This is a genomic window from Geobacillus sp. CX412, from assembly GCF_027942335.1.
In the GTDB taxonomy this organism is placed as follows: Bacteria; Bacillota; Bacilli; order Bacillales; family Anoxybacillaceae; genus Parageobacillus_B; species Parageobacillus_B toebii.
Genome location: NZ_CP103461.1, coordinates 2,108,880 through 2,127,524 on the forward strand (window position 1 = coordinate 2,108,880; position 18,645 = coordinate 2,127,524).

The 18,645-nt window shown below is 41.8% G+C and carries 14 protein-coding genes and 4 pseudogenes; 4 read left to right on the forward strand and 14 right to left on the reverse strand.

The features are described 5' to 3' along the window. Positions 1–138 precede the first annotated feature (138 nt). The 5 genes and pseudogenes from NXM86_RS11035 to NXM86_RS11055 form a co-directional block, all read right to left on the reverse strand. Positions 139–1,584, reverse strand: coding sequence for a sensor histidine kinase (locus NXM86_RS11035; protein WP_089097400.1), 1,446 nt, complete (start codon positions 1,582–1,584; stop codon positions 139–141). Next, on the reverse strand, positions 1,571–2,269 hold the full coding sequence (locus NXM86_RS11040) for a response regulator transcription factor (RefSeq protein ID WP_498958016.1): 699 nt from the start codon (positions 2,267–2,269) through the stop codon (positions 1,571–1,573). The genes NXM86_RS11035 and NXM86_RS11040 overlap by 14 nt, the downstream gene beginning before the upstream one ends. Before the next feature lie 134 nt (positions 2,270–2,403). Continuing rightward, the gene (locus NXM86_RS11045; RefSeq protein ID WP_223812269.1) at positions 2,404–2,547 is read right to left on the reverse strand and encodes a lanthionine synthetase LanC family protein; all 144 of its coding nucleotides are present in this window, start codon (positions 2,545–2,547) and stop codon (positions 2,404–2,406) included. Between the two features lie 488 nt (positions 2,548–3,035). Further along, positions 3,036–3,182, reverse strand: a complete 147-nt coding sequence (locus NXM86_RS11050; protein ID WP_081189986.1) for a gallidermin/nisin family lantibiotic — start codon at positions 3,180–3,182, stop codon at positions 3,036–3,038. Positions 3,183–3,482: 300 nt separating this feature from the next. Next, positions 3,483–4,650 (reverse strand): annotated as a pseudogene (locus NXM86_RS11055) (transposase). 389 nt (positions 4,651–5,039) lie between these two features. On the opposite strand from NXM86_RS11055, the pseudogene NXM86_RS11060 reads away from it, so the two are divergent. Together NXM86_RS11060 and NXM86_RS11065 are read left to right on the forward strand one after the other, a co-directional pair. Continuing rightward, a pseudogene (locus tag NXM86_RS11060) lies at positions 5,040–5,216 on the forward strand (ISNCY family transposase); the annotation flags it as partial. Positions 5,217–5,385: 169 nt separating this feature from the next. Further along, positions 5,386–6,282 carry a DMT family transporter gene (locus tag NXM86_RS11065; RefSeq protein WP_089097398.1) on the forward strand — a complete coding sequence of 299 codons (897 nt, stop codon included), beginning with the start codon at positions 5,386–5,388 and terminating at the stop codon, positions 6,280–6,282. 39 nt (positions 6,283–6,321) lie between these two features. Here NXM86_RS11065 and NXM86_RS11070 read toward each other — a convergent pair whose 3' ends face one another. Continuing rightward, complete coding sequence (locus NXM86_RS11070) at positions 6,322–6,876, reverse strand: DJ-1/PfpI family protein (protein WP_015863676.1); 555 nt, start codon at positions 6,874–6,876, stop codon at positions 6,322–6,324. A gap of 155 nt (positions 6,877–7,031) precedes the next feature. Between NXM86_RS11070 and NXM86_RS11075 the strand changes: the two genes are divergently transcribed. Together NXM86_RS11075 and NXM86_RS11080 are read left to right on the forward strand one after the other, a co-directional pair. After that, positions 7,032–7,760: an NAD-dependent deacylase gene (locus NXM86_RS11075; protein WP_062677288.1), complete on the forward strand. Its 729-nt coding sequence runs from the start codon at positions 7,032–7,034 to the stop codon at positions 7,758–7,760. Next, complete coding sequence (locus NXM86_RS11080; protein WP_498958017.1) at positions 7,757–8,629, forward strand: fructosamine kinase family protein; 873 nt, start codon at positions 7,757–7,759, stop codon at positions 8,627–8,629. Before NXM86_RS11075 ends, NXM86_RS11080 begins: the two co-directional genes overlap by 4 nt. Positions 8,630–8,789: 160 nt before the next feature. Here the strand turns inward: NXM86_RS11080 and NXM86_RS11085 are convergent. The 8 genes and pseudogenes from NXM86_RS11085 to NXM86_RS11120 all read right to left on the reverse strand — a co-directional run. Then, a pseudogene (locus NXM86_RS11085) lies at positions 8,790–10,277 on the reverse strand (penicillin acylase family protein); the annotation flags it as partial. Between the two features lie 417 nt (positions 10,278–10,694). Further along, the gene (locus NXM86_RS11090) at positions 10,695–12,809 is read right to left on the reverse strand and encodes a GDYXXLXY domain-containing protein (protein WP_498958018.1); all 2,115 of its coding nucleotides are present in this window, start codon (positions 12,807–12,809) and stop codon (positions 10,695–10,697) included. 400 nt (positions 12,810–13,209) lie between these two features. Further along, a complete protein-coding gene (locus tag NXM86_RS11095; RefSeq protein ID WP_498958019.1) occupies positions 13,210–13,848 on the reverse strand; it encodes a phosphatase PAP2 family protein in 639 nt (212 codons plus the stop codon). A 900-nt stretch (positions 13,849–14,748) separates the two neighbouring features. Next, on the reverse strand, positions 14,749–15,702 hold the full coding sequence (locus NXM86_RS11100) for a carbon-nitrogen hydrolase family protein (RefSeq protein ID WP_062755393.1): 954 nt from the start codon (positions 15,700–15,702) through the stop codon (positions 14,749–14,751). Between the two features lie 224 nt (positions 15,703–15,926). Next, positions 15,927–16,229, reverse strand: coding sequence for a hypothetical protein (locus tag NXM86_RS11105; protein ID WP_081189955.1), 303 nt, complete (start codon positions 16,227–16,229; stop codon positions 15,927–15,929). Next, the gene (locus NXM86_RS11110; RefSeq protein WP_498958020.1) at positions 16,216–16,635 is read right to left on the reverse strand and encodes a hypothetical protein; all 420 of its coding nucleotides are present in this window, start codon (positions 16,633–16,635) and stop codon (positions 16,216–16,218) included. Before NXM86_RS11110 ends, NXM86_RS11105 begins: the two co-directional genes overlap by 14 nt. Beyond that, a pseudogene (locus NXM86_RS11115) lies at positions 16,636–16,734 on the reverse strand (IMEF encapsulin system ferritin-like cargo protein); the annotation flags it as partial. It abuts the gene before it with no gap. Between the two features lie 307 nt (positions 16,735–17,041). Beyond that, complete coding sequence (locus NXM86_RS11120; RefSeq protein WP_062755397.1) at positions 17,042–18,397, reverse strand: arsenic transporter; 1,356 nt, start codon at positions 18,395–18,397, stop codon at positions 17,042–17,044. Between the last annotated feature and the right edge of the window lie 248 nt (positions 18,398–18,645).

The window sequence follows — 18,645 nt, forward strand, 5'->3', positions numbered from 1 at the left end:
TCTGCGGGTGTGATCGAAAAGCTAGAAAGCCAGCAATATCAAGGGCTGAGAGGCGATTTGTTTGCCTAGTCACTGTCGAACTCGGGTTGATATTTCAAGGGATTGGTTCGGTATGGCCATGAAAAAATACTCCCGATTTTAGTCGGGAGAGTGCGAAATGTGAGAATAATTTGAGATCTCCTTTATATAAAACTCAACGGTTGCTCCGCCGTTTTCATTGTTGTAAGCCCAAATCTCTCCATCATAATTGTTTACAATTTTTTTCGCAATATAAAGACCTAAACCAAAATGGTTTTTATATTGTTCATTCTGATAAAAAGCCTTGAACAACAGAGACGTATCTTTTTCCTTGAACCCTGTCCCTGTGTCCGAACATTTAAAATAGATTTTGCTGTCGTGTCCGTCGACTTCATCATGTACTTCAAGTTTAATTTCCCCGCTCGTTGTAAATCTCAGGCTGTTATATAAAATATTATCCAAAACCCTCATTAACATGGTTTCATCAAGAAAATAAAATTGTTTCCTTAAATTCACATCAAAATAAATGTTTACGGATTTTTTATTATAGACCATTGTTGATATTTCTTGCTTTTTCTCATTAAGCATTTTGTTTAAATCAATTCTTTTAATATTCAATAAGAAGTGTGCTTTTTCCACTTTATATAGCAACGACAAATTGTCTGTAAGCATGCTCATTTTGCTGCAATTCTTGCGGATAATATCCAAATGGGGAGTAATATCAAAATGATCTAGGCTCTTTAAATCATTAATTAAATCGATTTGTCCTCGGATTACGGTTAATGGAGTTCTTATATCGTGGGCAATCGATGACACCATGATTTTCCGTTCATCATCGATCTTTGATAAACTTTCAATCATCTCTTTAAGGGCGCTGATCATTGTATTAAACGAATCCTGTATCCTTATAAACTCTTTTCTTTTCAGCCCCGAGACCTTAAAATCAAAATCGCCGTTCGAAATTTTATCGGCAGCCTGAAGCAACACTTTAATATTATTAAACAATGATTTATACAGCCTGGATGTAAATAAAATTAAATATATAATAAAAAATATCAACGGAGAAATCAACAATACAACATAAATAAACACTATTCCGAGGCGATCATTATTATTAATGATGAATCCGAAAGGGGCTTTCAGCACATACACCGCTTGAATAGAGTTATCATGTTTAATAGGTATAAATCTGTAAACATAACTTCCTTTTACAATCTCATGATTTATAACTTCACCAACATCTATTTTGGCCCCAGCAACTCCCTTATCACCATACATATGATTACCGTTGATGTCCAAAACTTCCCCCTGAATCTTTTCGCTATAGGACTTTGTATCAATTAATCGCCCCATTAAAATTGATGCTGAGTTTTCTTCAATCTTTTCTTCAATTAAATCGAGATATTTAACAAAATAATTCGTCGGTTTGATAGTATTATTATTTGTAAACATAAATATGAATAATAATAAACATAAATAAGTAATAAGTGAGGATACAATGGTTGACAAGAAGATCTTAACAACCAATAAATAAAAATCTCTTTTTATTGTTTTATCTTTTTTCATATGTAACATCCCATTTATAACCTAATCCATATAATGTTTTAATATAGGAAGTTTCTTTATCTAAAGCTCTTATTTTCTTCCTGATATTTTTAATGCTCTCTGTTACCGTTTCTAACTGACTTTCTGAATCCAATCCCCATACGCGTTCAAAAATTCTTTCTTTGGAAAAAACCACATTTTTATTCAACATTAACAATTTAATAATCTCATATTCTTTTTTTGTTAAATGCAATTTAATCCCTTTACAAAAGACCTCGTTGGCCAAAAGATCAATTGTAATATTTTTAGAACTCAAAAGATACCTGTCATTCGAACGGATCCGCTCTTCCCGTCTTAAATGGGAATCGATTCTCGCCTTTAACTCCTTTAAACTGAAGGGTTTGGTTATGTAGTCATCTCCACCGATGGAAAGAGCTTGAACCTTATCTTCCTCCAGCGTTTTAGCACTAACAAATACAATCGGACAATCCACTCTATCACGGATAATACCACACAATTCCATTCCGTCAATGCCTTCCATCATAATATCCAATATAATCAAATCAAAATCATTGTTGATAATTTTCAACACCTCGGTACCGTTGTGTGCAATTTCAACCATATAATTATAAAGCTCCAAATATTGTTTGATCGTAAGACAAATATCTTCATTATCATCAACTACTAAAATTTTCTTTTTATTCATTTTTCCATATCCCACCTTACAGTTAATGGAATTTAAACACCATTTTAACATATTCCGTATCTATGCAGATAGGGTACCCTCTTAACATCATAAGAGAATACCCTGCCTTTTTCTTAGTCTGACCAATAATAATTTTAAACTTCAGACAATAAAAATGCACAGTCCCAAGGCGTTTTTTTAGAGTTTTGTATAGCTAATAGCGTCAATAAAATTCCCGCCGTTCCGTCTATTAATCCGACATAATCATAATATTCCCTGTTCTCTTCGCTTCCCTCAATATTTTTAAAACCAAAAGGAAATTCATCATTGTAAAATTACACTATATCATTGGCCAACTACTGTAGCAAGCGGTATCACTAAGATTCCTTTTATCACCCTGCCAACAGTCTATAAAATACTCCTACAAGCTGTCTGGTTCGTTCTGCGGGGGACGAGACGTAATTTGCGTCAAAGGGTTGGCATTACTTGTTCTTTTATGTTGGATGCCATCAAGAAAATCGTGTTGTCTTATCGTGTCTGCTCCAACCGAGAGAATCCTTGACCATTCCAACCCCATCAACGGAAAAATCAAGAATGGACAAGGGCTTCTTATACTCTTTCTGCTCTTGCCCTCACTGACTTCTTTCTCTCCCTTGACGAGCGTTGATCAAGGTTGAATTTAAGTGCCAAATTCCCTCAATTTTCTGTCGAAAGTTGGCTTGTGACCGATTTTCTTAAAGTCGTTTAACGCTAACATGGTTGAATGGATGTTGATGAATCAGAACCATTAGCATCGAATGCAAGAGTTGCAAGATACACAAGAATTTTGCGTTAAGCACATTAACACACCTGTGATACAACTCGGAGTACAAAGAGATTTACTTGTAACATTCGGTTGTACGACGTTGTCTTGTTTTTTGACAACAATGTCCAAATCGAAATCATCAAACTATTCAATCCTTTCTCACCAAGCAGTTAATGTCAAAACTTAAAAACTTCTTTTCGATACTTAACGTAGATAGAAATTCTAATATTTTTCTAATGTGTTTGTGTACATTTTTATAATTTTTGTAAATTTATTTATGTTTTTATAAATTTCTTTATATTTTTGTAAAAATTGAAAAATGTTGCACTAATTGTTGTTATTATTATTGGATATCTAATTGGTATTGAGTTTATGGGATTTCTTTTTCAGGGGAACAGATTTTAAATATATTACATGAAGGGGGCTGTTTCACTGAGAAGTTTGGAATGCAATATAACAGATATTTTGGATATTTTTTGCTCTCTCAAAGAATTTGCTTCTTCTCATCCCCGTATGTTTCTCCCTTTTTCTTTTCATTGGATCGATGGTGGCCGCCCACTTTTTCAAATTGTGAGCAGCACAAATAAGCCCCCATTCCAAGGTAATTTTTGGGAGCCCTCTCAACAAAAAGCGCTGAAATTGCTGGTTGTGCTTGATTTGCCCAAACACCGGCTCGTTTTCGATTTGTCGTTTTCGGTACGTCGCCGCCCCTTCTTCCTTGGACAGCCGTTCCCGGATCTCTTGCCGTTGTTGTTGATTTTTCAAGGAAACGCGGATGGTTTTCGTGTCTTTGCCTTTGGCGCATGCCGTCTGAAACGGGCATCCGGCACATGCCGTACAACGATACGTCCGTTTGACGGTAACGTATCCGTTGTCGGTCGTTTCCTTCCGTTCATACACAAACACCAACCGTTCTCCTTTGGCGCAAATCCACTCATCCAGCTCCTCCTCATACGTCATGTTCTCGATTCGGCCGATCTCTTTCGCCCACGCTTTCGTTTGTTCTCGATCCAACGTGTTGTACTTGATCAGGGCGACTATCTCCTTTTTCTCACAGTACGTGTAGTTCTCCTCACTCCCATAGGCAGAATCCGCAATGGCTCGTTTGGGTATTGGACGTCCATAGGCGGCCAATTGCTCCAAATGCGGAATGAAACATCCGGCATCCCCTGTCCGTTGATGCACGCTAAATCCAGTGATGAATTGGTTCTCTGTCCCAATCTACACATTGTACCCCGGTTTGAGCTGGCCGTTTTTCATATGGTCGTCCTTCATCCGTTCCGACCGAAATCCGGTTGATTGTGCGGAAATCCGGTGTTTGATGGCCGGATAGCCACATAAAGTAAATGTTTTCTTTCAACTGCTTGGCGATTTGGCGAGAGGAGTAGATCCGATTGGCGTAGGCATACAGGATGGCTTTCCACATCATTTTCGGATGATAGGCTGGGCGGCCTCCGCCAGGATAGAGGGAAACGAACAGAGCCGGATCCATTTTTTCCACGGCTAGATCCACGACCCAGCAAAGATGATGTTTGGGAATAAGAATTTCAAGATCCATTGGCAAAATGAGTTGATCTTGGTTATAATAAATATACATAAGAAAACCGTCCTTTCTTGGTAGGGTTGTGGTGACTCTATGATACCAAAAGAGGAACGGTTTTCTTCTTTTTTATCCAAAAAAGTGTCCCAAAAACGAACGCTATGCGAACACTTTTGGGACACCCTCTTTTTCTTTGTAGGAACATGTTGCCAAACGCATAACGAATGCATAAATGCACATAAAAAATCCACCACCTTGGAAATTATATACAGCGACCAAAAACAACTCTCCAAGGGGTGGATATGATCATGATTTCTAATTGGAACAGCGAACATGCATGGTCTTATGAAATCGATCCACTTTTAGCATCCTTATTTCGATATATTGACTCTCTGTCATTACCAGAAACACCGTATGTGACAGGAATGCCGACAGTGTCAAAAAAAATCGTTTTGAAAACGAGGTTTGGCCAATGGCTGTTTGGGCTTCGCCGCGGGATTGAACAGGTATTTAATGAGTTAAAAAGTGATGGGGTGGAACAGCCGCGATGGTATGGATTTCATCGATATGTACTACATGTGTTCTGCTGTATCCTTATGCATAACTTCGAGTTTTTACTCTAGTTTTGCAACACCATCTAACAATCAAAAAAATTCTCATTTCACTAGATGTACGTGCAGAAGAAACAACGTTAGCCAAACCCTCTTCTTCAAAAAAGAAGGATATCAAACATGTCATGAAGTAAATGTAGTAAAATAAGGAATATCAAAAGACGAGACAGGAGAGAAATGAATGAGAGAGAAAATCTTTTTAGTGTTAGCCAACTTATTTTGGGCAGGTAATTATCTATTTGGAAAATATGTCATCGCAGAAATTAGCCCTCTATGGCTTACATTCATCCGCTGGAGCGTTGCGTTTTTATTTCTTCTTCCCATCTCCTATTTTTTGGAACGACCGCGCTATGGAGAAATCATGAAGCAATTTTGGCTGCCATTAAGCATCGCCGGTATTCTTGGCATTATTGGCTATAACCTGCTTCTTTACGGAGCATTGGAATATACCTCACCGATGAATGCGGCGATTGTCAACGCATTGAACCCAGCGATTATCGTGATTATGTCATATTTTCTTTTAAAAGAACGGATGACATTTATCAATGTGATCGGTTTTGTCATTTCGCTAGTCGGCGTATTGTTTATTTTAACAAACGGACATCTGCAGTGGATTTTCCAAACGAGCTATAACCGAGGCGATTTGATGATGCTCATCGCTGGTGTAGTGTGGGCGCTTTATTCGATTATCGGAAAAAAATTAGCCGTTCCCCCGATTACTGCGACTACTTGTTCCGTATTTTTCAGCATTATTTTGTTGTTTCCGTTTCTTTTCTTTCAGCCGATTCCGCTTGCCGAGTTAAGCGGGAAAGGATGGATTGGCATCAGCTATATTTGTTTGTTTCCATCCGTTTTTTCGTTCTTATTTTGGAACATGGCTGTCAAAAAGGTTGGACCGAGCTACGCAGGCATTTATTTGAACTTAATCGCCGTATTTACAGCGTTGTTCACATTTTTATTAGGGGGAAAAATTTCCGCGTCACAACTGATTGGCGGTGCATTTGTGTTGATTGGGGTATACTTGGCAACAAACGCCCGAAAAGCAGAAGCAGCCCAGGCGAAAGACGCGGCCATATAAACATTAATCCCCTCAAGCTGCCTTGAGGGGATTTGATCATTATTTTTGAAGCAAACGAATAAATTCGCGCATGAAGACAGGCAAGTCCGGCCAAGCATGAGCAGAAACGAGGTTTTGGTCGACATGTGTTGTGCTGTCAGATACATACGTTGCCCCAAGTGCTTCCACACCTGGTTTGCAAGCGATGTATGCAGTTAAGCTGCGTCCTTTCAACAAATCTGGCATCGTTTCGAAAATAAGGGACGCATGGCAAATCGCAGCGATCGGTTTATTCGCTTCAAAGAAATGTCTAACAATGCGTTGAAGATCGGCGTCAAGACGAATATATTCTGGCGCGCGTCCACCTGGAATAACGATTCCGTCATATTGCGTTGGGTCGATATCGGCAAATGCCGCGTGCGCCTCAATAAGATATGCTTGTTTTTCTTCATATGTATCCCAGCCAGTAAAGTCATGCACAACCGTCTGTAATTTCTTTTTCTTCGGCGCGGCAATCGTTACATCATATCCTTCTTCTAGTAAACGATAATATGGGTAATATACTTCTAGCGCTTCTACCGCATCTCCGGTTACAATCAATACTTTTTTGCTCATGATCATGCCTCCTTATCTATTTTTACTTACACTTTTATCATACCGAAAGATGGAAAAAATTAAAAGAAAAATGCTTGTCAAATAGGATAATAGGGAAAATCGGACTCATCATGTAAAATAGAAATAACGAGTTTTCTGCAAAGGAGAGGAATAACATGATTGCTTCATGGTTATCGTCATCCCGTTACGCCGTAGTCTTGACAGGAGCGGGCATGTCTACGGAAAGCGGACTCCCTGACTTCCGTTCGGCTAAGACGGGTTTATGGAATCGCTTTAATCCGCAACAATTAGCAAGCACCTACGCTCTTGAACATCATCGCGAAGCATTTATCGAATTTTACCAATACCGCATCCGCACCCTCCGATCGTGTAAACCGCACGAAGGGCACGCCATTTTAGCCGACTGGGAACGGAGTGGGCTGATTAAACAAATCATTACGCAAAATGTAGATGGCTTTCACCAGCAAGCAGGAAGCCAGCGCGTCATTGAACTGCACGGCTCGCTTCGGACGGTCCACTGTCAGCGATGTGGAAACACATTAGACAGCGAAGTATATTTGCATAACCAATTCGAGTGCGACTGCGGCGGTTTTTTGCGTCCTTCTGTTGTCCTATTTGGAGAAATGCTTCCAGAAGACGCCATTGAACAAGCATGGCAGGCAGCGCAAAAAGCCGATTTATTGATCGTCCTCGGTTCTTCGCTTCAAGTATCGCCCGCTAATCAGCTGCCGCTTGTTGCCAAACGAAACGGTGCGAAAGTCGTTATTGTAAACTGGGAGCCGACGGAATTCGATGATATTGCGGATATCGTCATTCATGAGCGGAAAATCGGCGACGTCCTTCGCGACATTGAGCGTGAGTGGAAAGTGGGGAATGATTCATGAAAACGGAAACGATCATCGCAGAAGCGCTTCAACACATCGGCGATTCATCGGCCATCTTGCAATACAAACGGGTATACGGCGGCGATATTAACGAGGCGTTTTTCGTCCAAAGCGAGCGGCAGCCGTACTTTGTGAAAATCCGCCATTCCCTTCCGCCTCGCTTTTTCCAATGCGAAGCGACGGGGCTTGAGACGCTTCGCAAGGCGAATGCCATCAACGTTCCTTCTGTTTATGGCGTCAAAGAAACAAATGACTATGGCTTTCTTATTCTTGAATGGGTTGAAGGAGAAGAAACAAGCAAGACCGCGGAACAACTCGGCTATGCCGTCGCACGTCTTCATCAATGTTACGGTCCTTCGTTTGGGTTTGTGGAAGACAACTATATTGGGCTATTGCCCCAAAAAAACGGATGGTATGAAAACTGGGTCGACTATTACCGGGAATGCCGCCTGCTTCCGCAAATCGAACTTGCCGAACAAAAGGGGCGAATGCCAGCGCGCAGAAGAAACAAGCTGGAGAAGCTCCTTGCTTCTCTTGAACGATGGCTTCCTGAAACGTGCTCCCCATCTTTACTGCACGGCGATCTTTGGGGCGGAAACTGGATCGTTGGCGCAAACGGCGTTCCGTATTTGATTGATCCCGCTGTATTTTACGGACACTATGAATTTGAAATCGCCTTTACCGAACTATTCGGCGGATTCCCTAGCCGCTTTTATGAGGCATATAACGAACTCATGCCGCTTTCTTCCGATTATCACGAACGAAAACAATTATATCAGCTTTTCTATTTGCTTGTGCATTTGAACTTATTCGGGGAAACATACGGGAGTGCGGTCGATCGTGTGCTGCGAGGGTATGTCGGAGAATAATAGAAAATATAAACACCCTTCCCCTGCTTTTAAGGAGAAGGGAAAGGGTGTTTATCTCCAATCTGTTATTTCACTTCCACCACCACATAATCCCAAAACGTATCCCCAATGTAGACAAGCAACGCCCATTTTCCTCGTTCGCCAAGCATTATATTCGATGGTCATCGATTTGATCATGATACCAGCGGCTGCTGAAATGCCCCGCCTGACCAGGCCCGACGATATGGTAGCCATGCTTGATATCGTTTATATCGATGACAAACCGCCAGGAAGCGCCATGGTTGACAATGCCTTTGTCCGTGAAGCTCGCTGCCTGCACCGTTGCTTGGCTGCCGCCGACAGAAACCGCCTTTTCCCGATTGAAGAAAAATTGCAGCAACGAGGAGGAACTTGACATCGGATGGGCAAAGTAAAGTTGATGATAGTCTCCCCACTTCCACTTCGACGGGTCAGCCCCGTATTTTTCCGTCAACTGGTCGGTGACATGATGCAGCGCTGTCGCAAGCACACGGGCAAATCCGCCGTTTTCCGCAAACCATGGCGAGACATCTCCTTTCGCCGCCCGCCGCAACAATTCGTCAACCACGATCTGTTTTTCTTCAAACAGCTTATCCACTTGCGGCGGAATATCTTTACGGAACAAAACTTTCGGAATTTCTTTCATCCACAGATGGAAAATCAGTGGGGCGGCATCGTCTTTGCGATCGACATAATCCCAATTTCGCAGCTCATCAAGCGCCTTTCGCTCAATTTTGGAAAGCGGTTTGCCAGCCACCGCTTGCACCAATACCGGCACAAATTCTTTCGCCCATAAGTTGGTTTGATCCATTTGCAGCTTTTTCATGTCTTCGATCGTGAGATTATTTTTGCTTTCAAGCACTTGCGCAATCCGCATATAACGGTATGGCTGCGCCCAGTGGTGGCTGATATGGTATGGATAGTGATTTCCTATCACCTTGTTGTTCGCCGTGGCGATAAATCCTTCTTTTGGATTTACCACGCGCGGGAGCCTGTCAAACGGAATAAATCCAATCCATTCGTATTCGTCCGTCCAGCCTGGGACCGGAAGCAGACCGTCTCCTTTTTTGCGAACCGGAATCTTCCCGTTTGCTTTATACGCGATCGTTCCGTCTTTTGCCGCAAAAACAAAGTTTTGCGTAGGAACATGGAAATGCTCGAGCGCTTTTTCAAACTGCTGCCAGTTCGTTGCTTTATTCATTTCCAAGATGGCCTGCAGCTCTGTAGATGGATCCAGCGCCGTCCAGCATAGTGAGAACGCCATATTGTCATCTTTATATGCAAAATCGGAAATGACAGGACCGTGCCTTGTAATCGTCACCTTATATGGAATCGTTTTGCCGCCTTTGACTTTGATCGGCTCTTTCACGACCCTCGCGTCTTCCCACTTTCCGTTGTACAAAAATTGCCGCTTGTTTGCTGGATTTCTTTTTTCGATATATAAATCTTGCACATCCGGTCCGGTGTTTGTCACGCCCCACGCTACATGCTCGTTATGTCCTAAAATGATGCCTGGGATTCCTGAGAAAATCACTCCACTGACATTCAAGGTGGGGGCCTGCAAATGCATTTGATACCAAATGGACGGGGTGCTTAGCGATAAATGAGGATCATTCGCCAAAAGAGTTTTGTATACTTTCTTTTCAGTTTGCTCCATCGTGGGAGATGGATGTTCATGGGATATTGCGAAAACAGGTGGGGGTGAAGAAATGATGACTGATCCTAACATTACAGATGACAAAACGATGGAAATCGACCGATTGCTCATCAGCAGCCTCCTTTTCATCAAAATAATAGAAAAAACGTATTTTTCCTGGTGCATTTTCTTGGGGCAAAAAATGTTGAAGCAGAGATATTGGAAGTGTTTTCATTTTTTATAGAATAGCAATTTATGGTATAGTTGTATATACCACTTTACTCCTGATTTGATTAGGACATTTTCCCTAAGTTTTCCTTTCTATGAAAAAGAAAAAGCTAATTCGAAGAACAGTTTCTTTTTCGAATTAGCTTTACCAAACATATTCCCTTTCATGAGGAAATGGTTCCCTCATTCACTGCTGATCTTTTCGAGCAGCGCATCTCCGTCCTCACTAACGCGCACATAGGCAAAGCGGGCCTTCTCCTGCCATTTTGTCCCTTTTCCTTCCGGAACAAAATACGATTCAATTCCATACACGACCGTATTGCCGTAAAACGTTCCATTGAGGATTACATCGCCATCTTGCGGAACATACTCCTCTTGTTGCTGCCCGTTTATCGCATAAATATCCGCAAAGCGATGCACGCCGTCTTGATCCTTTCGCAGCACTACTTGTACTTTGCCGCTCCCGTCTAAAGACCGAATCGTCGAAATATCATAAAATAACCGTATATAATCTCCCTGTAAAAACGAACGGGGATCAACCGGCTGCAATTCCAGCTTCACTACTTCTCCATTTCGCAAATGCTGCTCCTTATCCCAAACCATGTACCCGGCAAACACGGCCTGCGCTACCATAATCGCTAATAACGGCGCCCATTTCCGATACAGTCCTTGTGCAGGACTAACAGGCAGCAGCCCTTTTCGTTTTTCCAATACCGCGGTTCCAATGAAAAACAAAAGCCCTGCAATAATCAAACTAATCGACTTGTCAAGCAAGTTCCAGGCAAATTCATAATACTTGAGCACGAGATACAGCCAAAAATATGCCCAGGCAACAAGCTGCTCATATCGTTCGTTTTGGAAAAGCGGCGCAAAAAGAAAAGTGAAAATGACAGCGATAAACAAAATGTTGGCAGCCACATACCAAGCACCCGCTGCGAAGACATCCATGCTTGTTAAGAGGAGAAGTGCGCCCATTCCTAAAACGAGCGGCAAGAAAAGGGGTTCTTTCCTGCGCCTGCCCAGCCAATATAGACACCCGTTCAATGCGGCAACACCAAGCAACACAAGACGCTCCTCATTCGTTACTTGATCGAGAATCACGGCCGAATATAGCGACACGGCCATGTTTGTCAATGCGCGGATGCCACCATCAGCCGACTGCACATAGCAAATAAGAAGTGTAGCCGTATAAACTGTAAGCAGCACAAGCGAGATTTTCCACGTTGTCATCAAACCAAGACCATATCCGACGGCAAGCAATGTATAGCGCACAGTCGGATTCCAGCGCCTCCCCAAAAACGCGGGTGCGACAAATCCCATGACCGATATTGCAAACAATACATACATCGAAAGCGACTCCATCCATATCATCAACAGCCCCATGACGCTCGCAGCCGCAATCAGCGAAGCGACAAACGTGACAATAGACTGGAAAATGATAAGAAAAATCCTTCCTTTTGTGCTCTCGCTCGAAATATGCTTTACCCGTTTTAATAAAAACACACTTCCATATACAATGACTGCCGCAAGCACAAGCCCGCCAAGCAAAAACCCCTCTTCAAAATGCTCGCCAATCACGCGGAAATATTGCGCAATCAGAAACGCCCCCGCAAATAAACTCGTTAGCAACACATACGACCGTCTTTTCGCCACGGCGAAAAAGTAATAAAAGAACCCTATAAACAACAGAGCATACACATACGGCCACCAAGCGTCACGGCCATATAAAAATCCCGTCACATCCGTCACAAACAGCCAGCCGTGCATCGCCGCATACGCAAGATAAGCAACAATGGAAGAGCGGCTAAAAATCCATACAATGCCATTGATGACAGCAAACATCACAAGCAGAAAAAACGACTGCCATTCGCTCCACTCAATCCTGTATGAAGACGGAAAATAATAAAACCAACATGCCAGCTCCAGCAGCACGACACTGATGACCGAAAATGCTTCATACTTCGTGATCCATGCAAACACAACCGTTGGAACGAGCCAAATGATAAACAGCCAATAGCTGTCGGCATGGGAGTTATAAATCTGCCCGATCAAGGCGAGTGTAATGCCAAACGCCAACGTCCCGCAGACGAACAGCCATCTGCCTAAAAAATCATGACGTTTCATGACATAAGCAAAAACAGCGCTCGACCCGTAAAATAATCCCATTAAGCCGATGCTTAATACTGCCTTTGCTAAACGATCCATACCTTGCCAATTAGACGCAAAAAAATAAATAACGCCAGTCAATATCAACGCTATACCTAATAAATAGCCTGTTCTTACTAAACGTATTGCCATCCTTTCATCCCCTTAAAAGACGAATCATATACCTCCATTTTCACCACATTTTATGCGGGAGAAAAAAGTCTAGACGGAAAACGATTAGACTTTTTATCCTCCATACCAATCGGGGAAATTCTTTCGCGAAGAAAAAACAGCATAAGGAAATTTTATAGTGAAAGATGGTTTCTGATGTAGTACTCTTTGCTTTCCATTTTACCATACAGAAACCAAGCTTCCTAAACAAAAATATACGTTTCTCACAACACTACGCCCCCCTGCTTGCCTACTCATGCCGACGAAACGAGGCTTGATCGCTTTCCTCCTCCATCTGCCCTCGGCTTCGAGATGGGGGCTTCTTGATTAACCTTCCATTCACAAACGTGAACAACGGAAATCCATGGCTTTCGTGGTCGAATCAATGTTGCCCATCCTTTGAATGCTCCCTTTGCTTCGCACGGATCCATTCCACTACAAAAAATTGGTAAGCGGAAATGCAAGCGAAGAGATAAGCAATCCCTAACAAAAGCCCTGCCAAAACGTCAGACGGGTAGTGAACTTGAAGGCTTAAGCGGCTAAGCCCTGTCAATAGCGCAAGAAGGCCGAAAATGAAAAAAATTGCCCACCGTTGTGATGCTTTCTTTACTTCTTTGCTTAGAAAATACGCGATTAACAACAAATAAATGCTGCCGACCATCGCGTGGCCGCTCGGAAAGCTAAATCCGTGCACCCCTTGCGCAAACGGCGGCCGCTCCCGCCCGACAAGTTCCTTAATGAACGTGTTCAGCCCGTAACCGCCGCCGACAGCGACCAACACAAGCACCATGCCGTAATAATCGCGCTTGCGAAGCCATAAAAACAACACTAGCAGGATGCTCGCAATGCCAATGAAATAGCCATAGCCTAATATCGTAAAGCCATCCAACCAGTCCCATGAATCAAACATTTGCAGCAGCCGCTCATCCATCGCATTGGTTGCTCCCGATTCCACCGCGGCCCATATGGCAAGAAACAGAAGAAAACTAAGTGCAGATACAGATAGAAGACATTTGTTCATATTCGTGCTCCTTGCTTTTATTTTTTATCTAAATTATAACCCAACTTTAGTCATTTGTTAGATAAAATCTTGTAATCATATAAGACAGCTTAAAAACCTTTTATGATACAACATTAGCAATTGTCCTTAGGATGCTCCTGGCCGTCTCACACCACCGTACGTACCGTTCTATGGTGTCTCTCAAACCGGAAGTTTGCGCCCGCTTCCTCCCGATTCCGCGTTGCCACGGACACTCTTGCACCATATTAACAGCTGCTTCCTCCTTTACAACTCAGGACCATCCTCCTACAGACTGCACTTATACCGGGCACACGAACTCATTTAGAAGCGTTTCTTTTTCAAACACAGGATGATTGAATAACTTTTTCAAAAATCAAATGGGTATTTTTTATCATATTTTTATGAAGAAAATGATTCCAAATCCTTAATTTCCTGTTTCTATTTCTTGGAAAACAAACGCTGTGTAAAATATATAATGGGATTCCATATTTTCTATAAACAGTATTTATTTTGAAGGAAGATGAATATGACGGAGAAAGAATACATCATTCACCAATTATATAATGATACCCGTGGTGCTAGTTGAGCTTTAGCGCTCAACTAGCACCACGGGTTATTTAAATATTGTCGAATCATGTCACAAAGATGAAAAATTCCATATTTAGATTTCTTCCGAACTGTTAATTGCTTCATTGAATCCACGCTAAAGAACGCGCGTGAGTAGAACCAGCAATTAATAAGAAACTGTACTAAAGCATATTCTCTACAGACAAATAAAAAAGAGACACGAACCTAATTCCTTGGTTAGAATAGATGTGTCACCATACCATTCCACAAGGAGGTTCATGCCTCACGAATAGACTACCACTTCACCAAAAATTACAGTTGCGAAATGTAAGATTATACCCATTTTACACTATCTTTCTTCTCTTCATTCACTAAAAGCTGAAATACATCTGGCCTGGAGTAATGCCCTACTACATCAAAATCAAATTGACTATAGGCGATGTCACGCAAATCCAAATCGGCTATAAGAATGTCTTCTTTGCCATAGACAGGCTCCTTAATATAGTTTCCTAATGGACCTACAATGGCGCTTCCTCCAACGCACATCTCGTGAGGAGATGAGGCCAATTCTTCATAGCAGGCTAAATCAGTCGGGTACATATCCTTCGTGACATACTGATTGCAGGACAGTACAAAACATCTTCCTTCCGCTGCAATATGACGAATCGTAGACTGCCAGAGCTCTCTAGCATCTGCCGTTGGAGCAATATAAATTTGAACCCCTTTGGCATACATCGCTACTCTCGCTAATGGCATATAGTTCTCCCAACAAATCAACGCCCCTATCCTTCCGTATGGGGTATCGAAAACAGGCAACGTGCTTCCATCCCCCTCTCCCCAAATGATTCGTTCAGAGGCTGTTGGTTTTAGCTTTCGATGTTTTCCAAGCAAAGTGCCGTCTGGTCCAAAAAATAAAACACTGCAGTAAAGAGTGCCTCTACTAAACTCATTGTCTCTTTCCACTACACCGATAACGAGATAGGCTCCCGCCTTACGGGCTGCTTCTCCTAATAGTTCTGTTGTTTCACTTGGTACGGCTACCGAGTTTTCCCAGTAACGAAGCCAGTCTTTTCGTCCTTCTGGTGAACGGCTTCCGACCGTCGTTCCAAAAGTAAGCCCTCTTGGATAAGCTGGAATGAAAGCTTCCGGAAATACGATGATATTTGCGCCTTTTTCTGCAGCTTGTTGCGTTAGCGAAATCGCTTTTTCTGTACTTGCTTCTCGATCCATAATCACGGAAGCGGCTTGCACAACAGCTACACGCACGTTAGATGATTGGTTGGTCATTTGAAACTCCCCTTTATTTCCTAGTTTTTAATTATAAAATTTTCTTGTTAACTATTGACTTATGTATGGGTCAAAGCGCTTGCAAGCGCTATGCTTCCAACTATATCAAATAGAAATAGAAACCGGACTCCTTCCTCGTACTTTTTTCTGAACACTAGCCAATTCATATTTATGCTTTGACAAAAATAATTTTTATTTTTTTAATATTTATATAATTATTTTAGCTAATTTTGAAAGAAAATACTACCAAATAGCGTATGAAAAACAGTAGAAAAGAAAATACTTCTGCCTTGTTTTTCTCCACCTTTGTAATAACGTGCCTTCAGTCTAGGTTTAGGCATCCATACCAAATGTCCATCCGAATCCACAATGTAAAAAAGCAAAAACGCCGCTTCCCTTGTTACAAAAGGGATCACGGCGTTTTTGGTGAAGGGAGTAATCTCCCAAGCCATTAATTTTATTGCCAGAATAACGATCAAAGTGATTCGTTCGATTTTCGATCTAGCCGGCTCGTCAGCTTTTAACAATATTCACACTTTCATCGTAGTGCGAGGCAGCCGTTTTTGTTGTATCAGGCACAAACACGCTTAGTACCAAAGAGAGAGCAAGCCTCGCCATCATGAACCCGCCAAATATCCACGGCGATGGACCGAATTTTTTCGCCATTGAAGTCCAAATCGTAGGTCCAAAACCAACAATGGCCGCGGCAAACTGATAACCAACCGATAACCCAGTATAACGGACTTTGGTTGGAAACAGCTCAGAGAATAATGTCCCTTGTGTGGAAAAAACAGCCGCCCAGATGATTCCGAGCATGACCGCCTGCATGAAATACAGCCAGCCTGTCCCTTTTCCGAACAGTGCAAAATAAAGAGAAGACTTGTTTTGAACTTGCGCTTGCAGTTTCGGCAATAGCGCCTTCAAACGGTCCAAACGATGCTCTTCCTCTTCGTAAATATGGTGCCAATAAAGACGTTCATGGGCATCTTTTGCTTGTTCAATAGTAGGTTCTAAAATGTTCTTAAACTTAATGAGCGCATCCTTTGATCGAAGTAAATTTCTAGAATCTCCTTTAAATTTTCAATCAACAAAATCCCTCCGAGCTTTCGTATTTAAAGGTGATTATCTTCTTTAACATTTTTTACAGATTAATCTAAATGTAAACCTTATGATATTTCATTTTTACGGCAGCAAATACTCCAACAATACAGTTTTTTCCTAATTAAAGGTGTTTTGCATTCACTAACACTCTGCAAAACGAGAAAAACCCCTTATATATCAAGGGGTTTTGTTGTGGTAAGTTTCTTTAAGTAAACGTGAATATGGTATTTAGTTTTCATTAGGCGAAAACCATTTGCACCCAATAGAATAATAAAAACAATGTGACAACGGTTGTGAATGGTATGACAATCAACGAGACGCTTAAATAATCTTTCCATGTTACTTTTATCTTATTTTGTTTTAGGATGTGCATCCAAATCAGGGAGGCAAGCGTTCCAATCGGCAATAACAACGATCCCATGTCACTGCCAATAATGTTGGCGAGATAGATCGTCTTTAATGTAATAGGATCCAATCCCATTTCCGTCAAGGTGATGGTTCCGATCATTAAAGCGGGGTGATTATTAAAGAAGTTGGATAGAACGGACACTAATCCCCCCATGATAAAGCTCGCGTAGAACAATCCCTGGTTTACAATCGGTTCACATATTTTCACCAGCATCGCTGTCAGCCCCGCGTTATGGAGCCCGTAAATAATGACATACATAGAGAAGGCAAAAATAAGAATGTGCCAAGGAGTCTTTTTCAAGATGTCAACGGAATTGGTGCGCAAATGATACCATCTCCACACCAGCAGGATGAATGATCCAAGCACCGCAACGATTTCAATGGGAATAGAGAAATAAGAAGCGACAAAGAGCAGGCAGCGAACCACAAAGACAAACAGCAAGACCTTCAACATAAATTGGGTGCGTTTGCGTTTCGTTTCCACGGAAATGGTGTTCTTCAATGGATGAAAATGTTTAGTAAAAAAGATTCCCTCTATATCATCGGAGAAATTTGGCAATGTTTTTGGCAATTTATTCTTTACTACTACGTACATCAGACAAGACATAAACAACAACCCTAACGTTGCCGGCACAAACATCATGGCCGTGTGCATATAAAGCGTCATATCCACAATTTTCAATGCGATTAGATTAACGATATTGCTTACTCCAATCGGCGCGCTGGAAGCTGTTGCGATCAGCGCTCCGCTTAAGAGATACGGGATCTGCTCACGCGGTTTTAGCCGGAGGTTTTTTAGGAGTAAAATTAAAATCGGGGTCGTAATCAGGATGCTGCCATCGTTATTGAATAAAAGGGTCATCAAAAAACATAACAGCTGAATGTACCAATATAGACGATAGCCCGAACCCTTGGCCAAACTGGCAAGCCGTGCGGCTGCCCAGTGGAAAAAACCGAAACTTTCTAATATGACGGCCATGACAATCGTTGCGATAATGGTAATCGAGGCGCCGGCGATTTTATGGATAATATCCAAAATATCACTGCGGGATACAATGCCTGTTAGTAGAATAATCCCCGCGCCAATCGACGCCGGCCATGCTTCGTTTAAGCCTCTTGGCCTCCAAAAGATGACGAGCATCGTCATGATGAACACGAAAATTGTCATTTTAATTTCAAAACTCATAATTCTTCCTCCCTGTTTTTTAAGGGTCTGAGCCATTTAACCCTATCAATCGGATTTACCACATTTATATTCATCCCTATCAGAAAGGGCTTGGATAATAGACCTAATTTCGCTAATATGTACTCTTGTCTCTCTAGTAAAAATGTACGGTAGAGATTAATGACTATAGATAAATGTATAGTAGAGACTAATGACTATAAATGATTTGTTATGTTTAGGAATTGGGATGGCAGAGGATCAGAAAACTT

Excerpts from the sequence above, each read along its gene's own strand:
- NXM86_RS11035 (WP_089097400.1), bottom strand. The coding sequence starts at position 1,584 with ATGAAAAAAGATAAAACAATAAAAAGAGATTTTTATTTATTGGTTGTT.
- NXM86_RS11040 (WP_498958016.1), bottom strand. The coding sequence starts at position 2,269 with ATGAATAAAAAGAAAATTTTAGTAGTTGATGATAATGAAGATATTTGT.
- NXM86_RS11065 (WP_089097398.1), top strand. The coding sequence starts at position 5,386 with ATGAGAGAGAAAATCTTTTTAGTGTTAGCCAACTTATTTTGGGCAGGT.
- NXM86_RS11070 (WP_015863676.1), bottom strand. The coding sequence starts at position 6,876 with ATGAGCAAAAAAGTATTGATTGTAACCGGAGATGCGGTAGAAGCGCTA.
- NXM86_RS11075 (WP_062677288.1), top strand. The coding sequence starts at position 7,032 with ATGATTGCTTCATGGTTATCGTCATCCCGTTACGCCGTAGTCTTGACA.
- NXM86_RS11080 (WP_498958017.1), top strand. The coding sequence starts at position 7,757 with ATGAAAACGGAAACGATCATCGCAGAAGCGCTTCAACACATCGGCGAT.
- NXM86_RS11090 (WP_498958018.1), bottom strand. The coding sequence starts at position 12,809 with ATGGCAATACGTTTAGTAAGAACAGGCTATTTATTAGGTATAGCGTTG.
- NXM86_RS11095 (WP_498958019.1), bottom strand. The coding sequence starts at position 13,848 with ATGAACAAATGTCTTCTATCTGTATCTGCACTTAGTTTTCTTCTGTTT.
- NXM86_RS11100 (WP_062755393.1), bottom strand. The coding sequence starts at position 15,702 with ATGACCAACCAATCATCTAACGTGCGTGTAGCTGTTGTGCAAGCCGCT.
- NXM86_RS11120 (WP_062755397.1), bottom strand. The coding sequence starts at position 18,397 with ATGAGTTTTGAAATTAAAATGACAATTTTCGTGTTCATCATGACGATG.